This window comes from Aeromonas sp. 25-248, from assembly GCF_053005425.1.
This window is the reverse complement of sequence record NZ_JBRKTB010000002.1, coordinates 516,377-529,651: the sequence shown is the minus strand read 5'-3', so window position 1 is coordinate 529,651 and position 13,275 is coordinate 516,377. Positions and strand designations below refer to the sequence as shown.

Annotated in this window: 11 protein-coding genes; 4 read left to right on the top strand and 7 right to left on the bottom strand. The window is 61.2% G+C overall.

All coding sequences use genetic code 11. From position 1 onward, the window contains the following. Window positions 1-6: 6 nt before the first annotated feature. The 5 genes from sucA to sdhC all read right to left on the bottom strand — a co-directional run bounded on the left by sucA (window position 7) and on the right by sdhC (window position 6,161). Complete coding sequence (sucA, locus tag ACVDHI_RS05755) at window positions 7-2,817, bottom strand: 2-oxoglutarate dehydrogenase E1 component (RefSeq protein ID WP_010674498.1); 2,811 nt, start codon at window positions 2,815-2,817, stop codon at window positions 7-9. A gap of 114 nt (window positions 2,818-2,931) precedes the next feature. Further along, entirely contained in the window at window positions 2,932-3,648 is a 717-nt protein-coding gene (locus tag ACVDHI_RS05750; RefSeq protein WP_010674497.1) for a succinate dehydrogenase iron-sulfur subunit, read from the bottom strand. Between the two features lie 17 nt (window positions 3,649-3,665). Continuing rightward, window positions 3,666-5,432 (bottom strand): succinate dehydrogenase flavoprotein subunit, encoded by a 1,767-nt coding sequence (gene sdhA, locus ACVDHI_RS05745; protein WP_042015499.1) that lies wholly within the window; start codon window positions 5,430-5,432, stop codon window positions 3,666-3,668. A gap of 1 nt (window position 5,433) precedes the next feature. Beyond that, complete coding sequence (gene sdhD, locus ACVDHI_RS05740) at window positions 5,434-5,778, bottom strand: succinate dehydrogenase, hydrophobic membrane anchor protein (RefSeq protein ID WP_010674495.1); 345 nt, start codon at window positions 5,776-5,778, stop codon at window positions 5,434-5,436. Beyond that, window positions 5,772-6,161, bottom strand: coding sequence for a succinate dehydrogenase cytochrome b556 subunit (sdhC, locus tag ACVDHI_RS05735; protein WP_029314418.1), 390 nt, complete (start codon window positions 6,159-6,161; stop codon window positions 5,772-5,774). The genes sdhD and sdhC overlap by 7 nt, the downstream gene beginning before the upstream one ends. 423 nt (window positions 6,162-6,584) lie before the next feature. Here sdhC and ACVDHI_RS05730 point away from each other — a divergent pair, with 423 nt between their 5' ends. From ACVDHI_RS05730 to ACVDHI_RS05720, 3 genes are all read left to right on the top strand, one after another. Beyond that, window positions 6,585-7,871, top strand: a complete 1,287-nt coding sequence (locus ACVDHI_RS05730; RefSeq protein ID WP_010674492.1) for a citrate synthase — start codon at window positions 6,585-6,587, stop codon at window positions 7,869-7,871. Window positions 7,872-7,964: 93 nt separating this feature from the next. Then, complete coding sequence (locus ACVDHI_RS05725; RefSeq protein WP_236273557.1) at window positions 7,965-8,279, top strand: DUF4377 domain-containing protein; 315 nt, start codon at window positions 7,965-7,967, stop codon at window positions 8,277-8,279. 97 nt (window positions 8,280-8,376) lie between these two features. Beyond that, window positions 8,377-8,901: a GNAT family N-acetyltransferase gene (locus ACVDHI_RS05720; RefSeq protein WP_042015494.1), complete on the top strand. Its 525-nt coding sequence runs from the start codon at window positions 8,377-8,379 to the stop codon at window positions 8,899-8,901. Window positions 8,902-8,970: 69 nt separating this feature from the next. Here the strand turns inward: ACVDHI_RS05720 and fabB are convergent, their stop codons facing one another. Further along, window positions 8,971-10,182, bottom strand: coding sequence for a beta-ketoacyl-ACP synthase I (fabB, locus tag ACVDHI_RS05715; protein WP_029314417.1), 1,212 nt, complete (start codon window positions 10,180-10,182; stop codon window positions 8,971-8,973). Window positions 10,183-10,272: 90 nt separating this feature from the next. Between fabB and mnmC the strand changes: the two genes are divergently transcribed. Then, window positions 10,273-12,288, top strand: coding sequence for a bifunctional tRNA (5-methylaminomethyl-2-thiouridine)(34)-methyltransferase MnmD/FAD-dependent 5-carboxymethylaminomethyl-2-thiouridine(34) oxidoreductase MnmC (gene mnmC / locus ACVDHI_RS05710; protein ID WP_324063513.1), 2,016 nt, complete (start codon window positions 10,273-10,275; stop codon window positions 12,286-12,288). 117 nt (window positions 12,289-12,405) lie between these two features. Here mnmC and ACVDHI_RS05705 read toward each other — a convergent pair whose 3' ends face one another. Continuing rightward, entirely contained in the window at window positions 12,406-13,011 is a 606-nt protein-coding gene (locus ACVDHI_RS05705; protein WP_045524720.1) for a DUF922 domain-containing protein, read from the bottom strand. Window positions 13,012-13,275 lie beyond the last annotated feature (264 nt).

Below are 13,275 nucleotides of genomic sequence, written 5' to 3'. Positions count from 1 at the left end.
ACTCGTTCATTCCAGGGTAAGGGCGTCTTCCACCAGGGCTTTTTGCTGCTTGGCGTGGACGGACATGTAACCGACAGCCGGTGAGGCCGACGCCGGGCGACCGGCATAACGCAGACGGGCATGGCTTGGCAGCACGCTGTCGTAGTGATGACGGGTGCTGTACCAGGCGCCCTGGTTCTGCGGCTCTTCCTGACACCAGACGAAGTCGGTGACATGGCTGTAATCGGCCAGGATGGCGCGCACTTCCTCTTCCGGGAAGGGATAGAGCTGCTCGATCCGTACCAGGGCCACGTCCTGCTGCTCCGCCTTGCGACGGGCATCGAGCAGGTCGTAGTAGACCTTGCCGGAGCAGAAGACCACGCGCTTGACGCCTTTGGGATCCAGCGCATCGATCTCGCCGATGGCGTTCTGGAAGGTGCCCTCTGCCAGCTCTTCGAGCTTGCTCACCGCCAGCGGGTGGCGCAGCAGGGATTTGGGCGTCATCACGATAAGCGGACGGCGCATCGGGCGCACCACCTGGCGACGCAGCATGTGGAACACCTGCGCCGGGGTGGAGGGCACGCACACCTGCATGTTGTGCTGGGCGCACATCTGCAGGTAACGCTCCAGACGGGCGGAGGAGTGCTCCGGGCCCTGACCCTCGTAACCGTGGGGCAGCAGCATGGTCAGGCCGCACATCCGGCCCCACTTCTGCTCGCCGGAGGAGAGGAACTGATCCACCACCACCTGGGCGCAGTTGGCGAAGTCACCGAACTGGGCTTCCCAGATGGTGAGACCGGCCGGTTCCGCGCTGGCGTAGCCATATTCAAACGCCAGTACCGCGTTCTCGGTCAGCACGGAGTCATAGACTTCAAACGGGCCCTGCTCGTCGTGCAGGTTGCACAGCGGGGTGTAGGTGCTGGCATCGGTCTGGCTGTGCAGCACGGCGTGGCGATGGAAGAAGGTGCCACGCCCGGAGTCTTCCCCGGTGAAGCGAATGCGGGAGCCCTTGTCCACCAGGGTGGCATAGGCCAGCGTCTCGGCAAAGCCCCAGTCCACCAGCTTCTCACCGGCGGCCATCAGGCGACGGTCTTCGTAGATCTTCTCGACCTGACGTTGCAGCACATGGGTCGCCGGGTACTGGCTGATGCGCTCGCCCAGGGCCTTCAGGTGATCCATGGGCACAGTGCTGTCATAGGCCATGGCCCAGTCGTGACCCAGATACGGGGTCCAGTCCACGGAGTGCAGCTCCATGGGACGCCACTCCTTGCTCACCCGCTCGCCCCGATCCAGGGTATCGCGATAGTCGTTGACTAGCGTGGTGGCCAGCTCAGGCGCGATGGCTCCTTCGGCGATCAGCTGATCGGCGTAGATCTTGCGCGGAGTCGGGTGCTGCTTGATCTTCTGATACATCAGGGGCTGGGTCGCGCTCGGCTCGTCAGCCTCGTTGTGGCCGTGACGACGGTAGCAGACCAGCTCGATCACCACGTCGCGCTTGAAGGTGTTGCGGTAATCCAGGGCAATCTGGGTCACCAGCACCACGGCTTCCGGGTCATCCCCGTTGACGTGCAGCACAGGTGCCTGCACCGCCTTGGCGATGTCGGTGCAATATTCGGTGGAGCGCAGGTCACGGATATAGGAGGTGGTGAAGCCCACCTGGTTGTTGATGACGATGCGCACTGTCCCGCCCACGCCATAGGCACGGGTCTGAGACATGTTGAAGGTCTCGGCAACGACCCCCTGCCCCGCGATGGCGGAGTCACCGTGGATGGTGATGGGCAGGACGCTGGAGCCGTCCTTGTCACCACGGCGATCCATACGGGCACGCACGGAGCCGATGACCACGGGATTGACGATCTCGAGGTGCGACGGGTTGAACGCCAGCGCCAGGTGGACGTTGCCGCCCGGGGTGGCGAAGTCGGAGGAGAAGCCCATGTGGTACTTCACGTCCCCTGTGCCCCAGGATTCGCCGTGCTTGCCGGCGAACTCGTCGAACAGGTCCTGAGCGCGCTTGCCCAGTACGTTGATGAGCACGTTGAGGCGACCGCGGTGGGCCATGCCGATGACGGCTTCCTTGCAACCCTGCTCACCGGCGCGACGGATCAACTCTTTGAGCATGGGCACCATGGCATCGCCCCCTTCCAGGGAGAAACGCTTGGCCCCCGGGAACTTGGCACCCAGGTATTTTTCCAGCCCTTCGGCGGCGGTCAGGCTCTCGAGGAAGCGGGTCTTCTCTTCGAGGGTATAGTTGCCCTTCCCTTCGATGGATTCCAGCCGGTCTTGCAGCCAGCGCTTCTCCTCGGTGGAGGTAAGGTGCATGTAGTCGGCGCCGATGCTGCCGCAATAGGTTTTCTTCAGCGAGGCATACAGATCGGAGAGCACCATGGTCTCGCGACCGATGGCGTAGGAGCCCACATTGAAGGTGGCCTCCATGTCTGCACCTTGCAGGTTGTGGAAGGCCGGGTCCAGCTCGGCGACCGGCTCGCGCTGCCACAGACCCAGGGGGTCCAGGTTGGCGTTCTGGTGACCGCGGAAGCGGAAGGCGTTGATCAGTTGCAGTACGCGAACCTGTTTGGCATCCACCTGGGGATCGGAGACGGGAGCGCTGTAACGGGAGGAGTCCTTGGCCAGGCGGCGGAAATAGTCGCGAACCTGGGAGTGGGGTTGTTCTACTGCATGTCCGTTGACCTGGGGCAGCGACTGGAACAGGCTGCGCCATTCGTCGGCAACGGAGTCGGGGTTTTCCAGGAAGGATTCGTACAAATCCTCAATGTAGCTTGCATTCGCACCAGCCAGGTGAGATGACTCCAACCAGGCCTTCATCACGCCGTTATGCATTTCTATCCCTTGTACATCTTGTTCGCTGCACTGCAGCTTGTAGGGTCATAGCCATCCCGGGGCGGGATGGCTATCCAGAGGTCGGGCCCGGCGCAAGGCGCCCTGGCCCCGATACTACACGGCCCGGTTGAGCAACATCGACTTGATCTGACCGATGGCCTTGGTCGGGTTCAAGCCCTTGGGACAGACGTTCACGCAGTTCATGATGCCGTGGCAGCGGAACACGCTGAAGGCGTCATCCAGGTTGCCCAGTCGCTCACTGGCCGCAGTATCGCGGCTGTCCGCCAGCCAGCGATAGGCGGCGAGCAGGCCGGCCGGACCGATGAACTTGTCCGGGTTCCACCAGAAGGAGGGGCAAGAGGTGGAGCAGCAGGCACAGAGTATGCACTCGTACAGGCCATCCAGCTTGGCGCGCTCTTCGGGGGATTGCAGGTGCTCACGCACGGGCGGCAGTTTTTCGTCGTTGATGAGGAAGGGTTTGACCTTCTCCCACTGGGTGTAGAACTGAGTCATGTCGATCACCAGATCCCGGATCACCGGCAGACCGGGCAAGGGTCGAATGACGACCTTGCTGCCCTTCTTCAAGAGATCGGAGAGCGGCGTGATGCAGGCCAGACCGTTTTTGCCATTCATGTTGAGACCGTCAGATCCACAGACCCCTTCGCGGCAGGAGCGGCGGAAGGCGAGGGTGGGATCCAGCTCCTTGAGCTGGATCAGTGCGTCGAGCACCATCATGTCGGAACCTTCAGGAATATCAAGACGATAATCCTTCATATACGGGACGTTATCAACGTCCGGATTGTATCTGTAGACAGAGAATGTGACGTTCATTGTGCTTAGCTCCGCAATCAGTAAGTCCGGACCTTGGGCGGGAACGCCTCACGGGTCTTGGGTGACATGTTGACAGCGCGACGGGTCATGGACTCGGTGTCCGGATGATAGAGGCTGTGGCACAGCCAGCTCTCATCGTCACGCTCCGGGAAGTCGAAGCGGCTGTGGGCGCCACGACTCTCGGTACGGAAGTTCGCCGCCACCGCGGTGGCATAGGCGGTCTCCATCAGGTTGTCCAGCTCCAGGCACTCGATGCGCTGGGTATTGAACTCCTTGGAGGTGTCGTCCAGACGGGCGTTCTTGAGACGCTCGCGGATGAGTTTCAGCTCGGCCAGCCCTTCTGCCATGGCATCCCCTTCCCGGAACACGGAGAAGTTGTTCTGCATGCAGCGCTGCAGGTCCTTGCGGATCTGGGCCGGGTCTTCCCCGTCACGGTTGTTTTCCCAGCGGTTGAAGCGCTCCAGCGCCTTGGCGATGTCGGCGTCGGTGGCTTCCGCGCCGTGCTCCATCGAGCCAAGGGTCTCCACCAGGTGCATGCCGGCAGCACGACCGAACACCACCAGATCCAGCAGCGAGTTGCCGCCCAGACGGTTGGCACCGTGCACGGAGACGCAGGCGATCTCGCCCACCGCGAACAGACCGACAACCGGCACGTCGTTGCCATCCTTGTCCTGGGTCAGGCACTGGCCGTTCACGCTGGTCGGCACGCCGCCCATCATGTAGTGGCAGGTCGGGATGATGGGGATGGGCTCTTTGACCGGATCCACGTGGGCGAAGGTGCGAGAGAGCTCGCAGATGCCCGGCAGGCGGGATTCCAGCACCTCTTTGCCGAGGTGATCCAGCTTGAGCTTGATGTGCGGGCCCCAGGGACCGTCACAGCCACGGCCTTCGCGGATCTCGATCATGATGGAGCGGGCCACCACGTCGCGACCGGCCAGGTCCTTGGCGTTTGGCGCATAACGCTCCATGAAGCGCTCACCGTCCTTGTTCAGCAGGTAGCCGCCTTCACCACGGCAACCCTCGGTCACCAGTACCCCTGCCCCGGCGATGCCGGTGGGGTGGAACTGCCAGAACTCCATGTCCTGCACGCCGACCCCGGCGCGCAGCGCCATGCCGACGCCGTCACCGGTGTTGATGTGGGCGTTGGTAGTGGACTGGTAGATGCGACCGGCGCCGCCGGTGGCGAGCACGGTGGCCTTGGCCTTGAAGTAGACGACTTCACCACTCTCCATGTCGATGGCGGTACAGCCGACGATATGGCCATCCTGGTTCTTCACCAGATCCAGGGCATACCACTCGGAGAAGACGGTGGTCTTGTTCTTGACGTTTTGTTGATACAGGGTGTGCAGCAGGGCGTGACCGGTACGGTCGGCTGCCGCCGCGGTGCGGGCAGCCTGCTCGCCGCCGAAGTTCTTGGACTGACCGCCGAACGGACGCTGGTAGACGGTACCGTTGTCAAAGCGGGAGAAAGGCAAGCCCATGTTCTCCAGCTCATAGATGGCCTCGGGGCCGGTCTTGCACATGTATTCGATGGCTTCCTGATCACCGATGTAATCGGAGCCCTTGACGGTGTCATACATGTGCCACTGCCAGTTGTCGTCGTGGGCATTGCCCAGGGCGACCGTGATCCCGCCCTGGGCGGAGACCGTGTGGGAACGGGTCGGGAAAACCTTGGATAACAGGGCGCAGCTCTTGCCGGACTGGGCAATCTGCAGCGCGGCGCGCATACCGGCGCCACCGGCACCGATCACGACCGCATCAAATTCACGAGTTGGAATAGTCACCTTACACACCCCACAGCACGACGAAACCAGTCATCACATAGACAAACAGCACCACCACCAGCACAAACTGCAGCGCACCGCGCAGTCCGACCGGCTTGATATAGTCGGTCAGCACCTGCCACAGACCGATCCAGGCGTGGATCAAGACGCATACGAGCGTCAGCAGGGTGAAGACCTTGGTGAAGGTGTTGGAGAAGAAGCCGGTCCACACCTCGTAGGTGATGTCGTTGAACGCGACAAAGCCAACCAGATAGAGGACGTAGCACGTCATGATGAGGGCGGTGGCGCGGATCAGGATGTAATCATGAACACCGCTGCGCCCGAAAGTTGCAGAATTGGTTACCATACCAGTACCCCCGCCAATACCGCCAAAACCGCGGTGATCACGAAGGCCACACGGGCACTCTGATTACCGGATTCCAGCTCTTCCCAATAGCCCATGTCCATGACCAGGTGCCGCAGACCGCCCACGATGTGGTAAGCCAGCGCGGTCAGGATCCCCCACAGCACGAACTTGACCAGGAAGTTGTCCATGATGGCAACGACCGATTCAAATCCTTCGGGAGAGGCGAGTGAAGTACCAAGCATCCACAGCAAGATGGCCAATGCCACAAAGGTGATGACCCCTGAGACACGATGCAAGATGGAAGCGATGGCGGTGACAGGAAAGCTGATCGTCTGTAGGTCGAGGTTTACAGGTCTCTGTTTGTTTTTCACGGCTTTGCCCACTCAGCTCCATTGAGCACGTTAGTTATTGTTTTCACACGCTTTGAGGGCGAGGAGTGGCATTTGTTAGGTTTTTGTTACCAAAACAACTCAGGAAAGCCAAAAATAACATTTTCGATATCACATCTGGCTTTGCGAAAGCGTTTCAAACACCGACGACCATCACCCACGTGGCGCAGTATATCGGCGGCCTTAACCAATGACAATCAAATAGCTACACAGAAAATCCAAAACCGTAAACCAGATCTCACAACAGCTTTAACAAGTCATTAATGATCATCCAGCAAAATTGACAAAGACATGGTTCTCTGGTTCAAATAAGGCGCTCCAGCCGCCGTGGTACGGGTAAGAACCTTTGCCAGCGTCATAACAGTCGTAATAAAGTAGGGCTGGAACCAAATTATAAAAGAGCAAAGGAGACGTGCTATGGCTGATAAGATAGCCACCCTACATCTGCCCGGAAAAGAGCCGGTTGAATTGCCGATCCTCTCCGGTACCGTTGGACCCGATGTGATCGATGTCAGAAAGCTGGGCACGCAAGGATATTTCACCTTCGACCCCGGCTTCATGGCCACCGGTTCTTGCAAATCTTCCATCACCTACATCGATGGCGACCAGGGTGTCTTGCTGCACCGCGGTTACCCCATCGCCCAGTTGGCCACCCAGGCCAGCTACCTCGAAGTCTGCTACATCCTGCTGTACGGCGAGGCCCCCACCAAGACCCAATATGCGGAATTTGAACGTCTGGTCACCCGCCACACCATGGTGCACGAGCAGATCGCCTTCTTCTTCCGCGGCTTCCGCCGCGACGCCCACCCCATGGCCGTCATGTGCGGCGTGGTCAGCGCGCTGTCCGCCTTCTATCACGACGCCCTCGACATCAACAACGAGGAGCATCGCGAGATCTGTGCCTTCCGTCTGCTCTCCAAGATGCCGACCCTGGCCGCCATGTGTTACAAGTATTCCATCGGCCAGCCCTTCATGCAGCCGCGCAACGCCCTCTCCTATGCAGGCAACTTCCTGCACATGATGTTTGGCGTGCCGACCGAAGAGTACAAGGTCAACCCCATCGTCGAGCGCGCCATGGACCGCATCTTCACCCTGCATGCGGATCATGAGCAAAACGCCTCCACCTCCACCGTGCGTCTGGCCGGTTCTTCCGGTGCCAACCCGTTTGCCTGTATCGCCGCGGGGATCGCCTCCCTGTGGGGCCCGGCCCACGGTGGTGCCAACGAAGCCTGCCTCAAGATGCTCGAAGAGATTGGCTCCGTGGATCGCATTCCCGAGTACATCGGCCGCGCCAAGGACAAGAACGATCCGTTCCGTCTGATGGGCTTCGGTCACCGGGTCTACAAGAACCACGACCCCCGTGCCACCGTAATGCGCGAAACCTGCCACGAGGTACTGACCGAGCTGCAGATCAAGGATCCGCTGCTGGACGTGGCCATGGAGCTGGAACGCATCGCGCTGTCCGACCCCTACTTCATCGAGAAGAAGCTCTACCCGAACGTGGACTTCTACTCCGGCATCATCATGAAGGCCATCGGTATCCCCATGTCCATGTTCACCGTGATCTTCGCCATCTCACGTACCATCGGCTGGATTGCCCACTGGAACGAGATGCACTCGGACCCGGATCAGAAGATCGGCCGTCCCCGTCAGCTCTACACCGGTCAGCCCCTGCGCGAGTTCGTGCCCCTCGACCAGCGCTGAGCCCGATCTGTCATGGTTTGTTACAAAGGCGGTCATTGACCGCCTTTTCTTTTGCAGGTTTAATCGCGCCCTTTTACGCCAAGGACATTCATCATGAAATCTCCCCTGCTCCTCAGCTCCGCCCTCCTGCTCAGCGCCTGCCAGAGCGCCCCGACCACCGAAACCCTCTATATCCAGGACAAGTTGGCAGACTGCGTCGGTGTCGCCCCCATGAAGTGCATGCAGGTGCGCAGTCAGCCGGGAGAGAACTGGAGCCTCTTCTATCAGCAAATCGAAGGCTTCACCTTTGAACCGGGCTTTCGCTATCAACTGGAAGTGAGCAAGGAGCAACTTGCCGATGTGCCGGCCGATGCCCCTTCCTTGCGCTACCAGCTGATCAAGATCGTGAGCAAGGAGCCGGTTCGCTGACGAGTCGCTGACAGGTGACCCGGTTTCGTTTGTGTGCTCTCTGGGGTATGCTGTCACCCCTTTTTGCCACGGTTTGAGTACGGACCCGACCCGCATCATGATCACCATCCGCACCATCCGCACGCCAGACTGGCCCGCCATCATGGCCATCCAGCACGAGTGTTATCACCAGTTCGAACCCGAGCCCCTCGAGGTGATGCAGAACAAGACCGAGCTGGCCCCCGCCTCCTGCTGGGTGGCCGAGCGTCAGGGCAAGGTGCTGGGTTACCTGCTCTGCCACCCCTGGCGTGCCCACCAGCCCCCGCCCCTCTCGGTGCCGATGAAGGCGCTTGCCGGTCACGACGAGTTCTATCTGCACGATCTCGCTGTCTCGAGCAAGGCACGCGGCCTGGGTGTCGGACAGCGGCTGCTGGCAAGGGCGCTCGCTTTCGCGAGCCATGCAGGATATCGCCATGCAGGCCTGGTGGCGGTTCAGGATGCCCCGGCCTTCTGGCGCAAGCAGGGGTTTGTGCCCGCCGACACCGGCAAGTCGCTGGTGGAGTATGGTGACGGGGCTGTCTATATGCGGTTGCCCCTGGCAGACAGCGGTCCCGAACCGGGAACCATCAGCAGAGTTCAATAAAAAGAGTTCAATAAAAAAGGCGCCTTTCGGCGCCTTTTTCTATTTCGCGTTGCGCTCCCCACGGGGAGATCAAGCCTTGAACTTGCTGAACACCAGAGAGGCGTTGGTACCGCCAAAGCCGAAGCTGTTGGACATGACGGTATTGAGGTCGGCCGCTTCGTATTCACGCACGATGGGCAGGCCCACGGCTTTCTCGTCCAGATTCTCGATGTTGATGCTGGGGGCGATGAAGCCGTGTTCCATCATCAGCAGGGAGTAGACGGCCTCGTGCACGCCGGCGGCGCCCAGAGCATGGCCGGTCATCGCCTTGGTGGCGGAGAGCTTGGGTGCATTGCTGCCAAACAGGGTCTGAATGGCTTCCAGCTCCTTGGTGTCACCAACCGGAGTAGAGGTACCGTGAGTGTTGATGTAGTCCACCTTGCCGACACCCTGCATCGCCATCTTCATGCAACGCACAGCGCCTTCACCGCTCGGGGCCACCATGTCGTAGCCGTCGGAGGTCGCACCGTAACCGGTGATTTCGGCGTAGATGTGGGCACCACGGGCCAGGGCGTGTTCCAGCTCCTCGACCACCAGGATGCCGCCGCCACCGGAGATGACGAAGCCGTCGCGGTCCGCATCATAGGTGCGGGACGCTTTTTCCGGGTTGTCGTTGTACTTGGTGGAGAGCGCGCCCATGGCGTCGAACTGGATGGTGGAAGACCAGTCCAGCTCCTCGCCGCCACCGGCAAAGATGATGTCCTGCTTGCCAAGCTGGATCAGTTCCAAGGCATGACCGATGCAGTGGGCAGAGGTCGCACAGGCGGAGCTGATGGTGTAGTTGACACCCTTGATCTTGAACGGGGTGGCAAGACAGGCGGAGGTGGTGGAGGACATGGTACGCGGCACCATGTAGGGACCCACCCGCTTGACGCCCTTTTCACGGGCGATATCGGCAGATTCGGAGGTGTTCTTGCCGGAGGCGCCGCCGGAACCGGTCACGATGCCGGTACGCTCGTTGGAGACCATCTCTTCCGGCAGGCCGGCATCTTCGATGGCCTGCTGCATGGAGAGGTAGGCGTAGGCCGCGGCGTCACCCATGAAACGCATGACTTTACGGTCGATCAGTTCAGACGGATCGAGTTTGATGTTACCCCAGACACGGCTGCGCAGGTTGTACTGCTCGAACTGCTCGGAATAGGTGATGCCGGATTTGCCTGCTTTCAGGGAGGCCAGCACCTCTTCCTTGTTGTTGCCGATACTGGAGATGACGCCGATACCGGTGATCACTGCTCTTCTCATTAATTCATCTCGTCTGGAAAAACTGGCACCGAGTCTACCCGCTTTCGGCTGCCAAACTGGTCTGCTTTCACGTAGAATGCCCGCGATTTTGTGACGCGAGCCGAGGAAAACGTGAGTCAAACATCCTTACATCATGCCCGATTGGACTGGAACGAAGCGGGAACTCCAGTCTCCAGTGAGTTCGGGGATGTGTACTTTTCCAATGATAACGGTCTAAGTGAAACCCGCTACGTCTTTTTGCAGCAAAATCGATTGCCAGAGCGATTTTCGCACCACGATAGTGACAGTTTCGTGATTGGTGAAACAGGTTTCGGTACAGGACTTAACTTTCTGGCCACAATGGCCGTCTTTCTGGAACAGGCCCCCCTGTCCGGCAACGGATCCCGGCTGCACTTCATCAGCGTCGAGAAATACCCCCTTACCCAGGCCGATCTGCGCAAGGCCCTGGCCGCCTGGCCCGAGCTCGCCCCCTTGAGCCAGCCTCTCATCGACCAGTGGCCGCTGCCGGTCTCCGGCTGCCATCGCCTGCTCTTTGCCGATGGCCGCATCCGCCTCGATCTCTGGTTTGGCGACATCAAGGAGATGCTGCCTCAGGTGCCCCATCCGGCAACCGGTCTGGTGGACGCCTGGTATCTGGACGGTTTCTCCCCTGCCAAGAACCCAGAGATGTGGACCCAGGATCTCTTCGACGATCTCGCTCGCCTCGCCCGCCCCGATGCCACCCTCTCGACCTTTACCTGCGCCGGTTTCGTGCGACGGGGGCTGATTGCCGCCGGCTTTGCCATGAAGAAGGTGAAGGGCCATGGCAGCAAGCGGGAGATGCTGGCGGGTGTTCGGGAAGGCAAAGTGCCGCAGCAGAGCATCGCCCCCTGGTATGCCCGCCCCGCAGGGCGGGAGGGAGAGGTGCTCATCATCGGTGGCGGCATCGCTTCCGCCATGACGGCGCTCTCTCTGGTGGAGCGGGGTCGGCACGTCACCTTGCTGTGCGAAGATGGCGAACCGGCCAGCGGCGCCTCCGGCAATCGACAAGGAGCCCTCTACCCCCTGCTCAACGGCGAGCACGATGCCCTGTCGCGCTTCTATTCGCTGGCCTTCGGCTTTGCCAGAAACCGGCTGCTGGCCCTGGCAAAGCACCACCCCGTCGCCTTCTCCCTGTGTGGCGTCACCCAACTCGGTTACGACGACAAATCCGCCGCGAAGCTTGCCAAGATGAGCCAGGGCCCCTTCCCCCCCGAGCTGATGCACCCACTCTCGGCAGCGGAGGTTGAGCAGGTGGTCGGCCTGCCCTGCGATGCGGATGGCGTGAGCTATCCCCTGGGGGGCTGGCTCTGTCCGGCGGATCTCACCCGCGCCGCCATCAGGGAGGCGCAGGCCAGCGGGCGGCTGGAAGTGGTGTTCAATGCCGCTGTAACGCGTATTGCCGAAGAGGCCGATGGCTGGCGAGTGGAGAGCCGGGATGGCCGCCAGTGGCACGCCCCCAATCTGGTGGTGGCAGCCGGGCATCAGTTGCCAGCCCTTCTCCCCTTCGCCGAGCTGCCGCTCTATCCGGTGCGCGGCCAGGTGAGCCATGTGCCGACCACGGCTGGCTTGAGCCAGCTCAAGACCGTGCTCTGCTACGATGGCTACCTCACACCGGCCCACAACGGCGCGCACTGCATCGGGGCCAGCTATGGCCGCAACCAGACCGATCTAGCTTACCGCACCGACGAGCAGGACCAGAACAGGGCGCGGCTGCAAGCCTGTGTGCCCCAGCAGCGCTGGCCTGCCGAGGTGGATGTGAGCGGTGCTCAGGCCCGCATCGGGGTGCGCTGCGCCAGCCGGGATCACCTGCCGGTCGCCGGGCCCGTCGCCCGGTTGACGGCGCTGGCGGATCATGACGTCAACGCCCCCGCGGATCAGCAGAGCGCGCTGCCCCTGCACGCCGGCCTCTACGTGCTGGGGGCGCTCGGCTCCCGGGGTCTGTGCTCGGCGCCCCTGTGCGGCGAGCTGGTCGCCAGCGAGATCTGCGGCGATCCCCTGCCGCTGGCCGCCGATCTGCTGGAGGCGCTCCATCCCGCCCGCTACTGGGTGCGAAGGCTGCGCAGGGGCAAGCCACTGCGCGACTAGCCACCCGGGAGCCGGGGCTGCCCGCCTCCACGCCATTGGGCGCACCAACAAAAAACGGGCTCAATCAGCCCGTTTTTTATGTTTCCCATGAGCGGCCATGGGCCTGTACACGTGTTATCAGCCAGCCCTGGGCCAGACGACCCCCAGCTTGCGCCCCTGATCGGTCTGGCTGGCCAGGGTGTCGAACCGCGCCCGGGTGGCCTCCAGCACCGCCTGCCCTGCCTGCCAGCCCTGATGCTCCAGGGTTGGGCAATCCCGGGTCACCGGCAACTGGGCGAGGCGCGTGCCAAGCTGGCTCACGCTCTCCAACAGGATATCCTTGTGACGGCTCTCGTAGTCAAACATGGCGGCCACCAGTTTGTCCCACTTCTGGCGCTCCTTCGCGGGCGCACGGGCCTTGTCCATCCAGTTGGGTACTCTGACCTGGATGCGCGCACGAACGCTGGCCTGCTCCAGCTCGCAGCGTGTCGCCGTCGCCTTCGTCTGCAACTGCCAAGAGAGCTGATAACTGGCCTTGCCGATGTGCCCGTCTGCCTGGGTGGGCGACAAGGCGGTGATCTGGCGCATCACGGCCCCCACATCGGCCCCGGAGACCCGATAGAACTGGAAGTCGACCTTGATATCGGGGGCGACCTTCACACCGGCATAGTGGGAAGGTACAGCACCAATTGAGGCGGCATAAATGAGGGCCACCGTCACCCCTGTCTTGCTGAAGAGTCCCATCTGTCCGCGGCTTTGCTCCTTGTGAGTCCCGGCTTAATTTCAATTAATAATCAATGAATTAATAACCCGATTGGGAGATTACCCCTGATCCAGCCCCCTGTCATCCGCTCTTGGCACCCGGTTGCTGCAAACGTGCGAGTCATCACCCCGGCTCAGGCGGGGATTTGCAGTCGAGATCACAAGCTGCCATCGAATGGATGGTGAAATACTCCTTAGTGGGTAATATCCGCAGTGTTTTTGTTGGCCGATACCGGATAGTCCAGC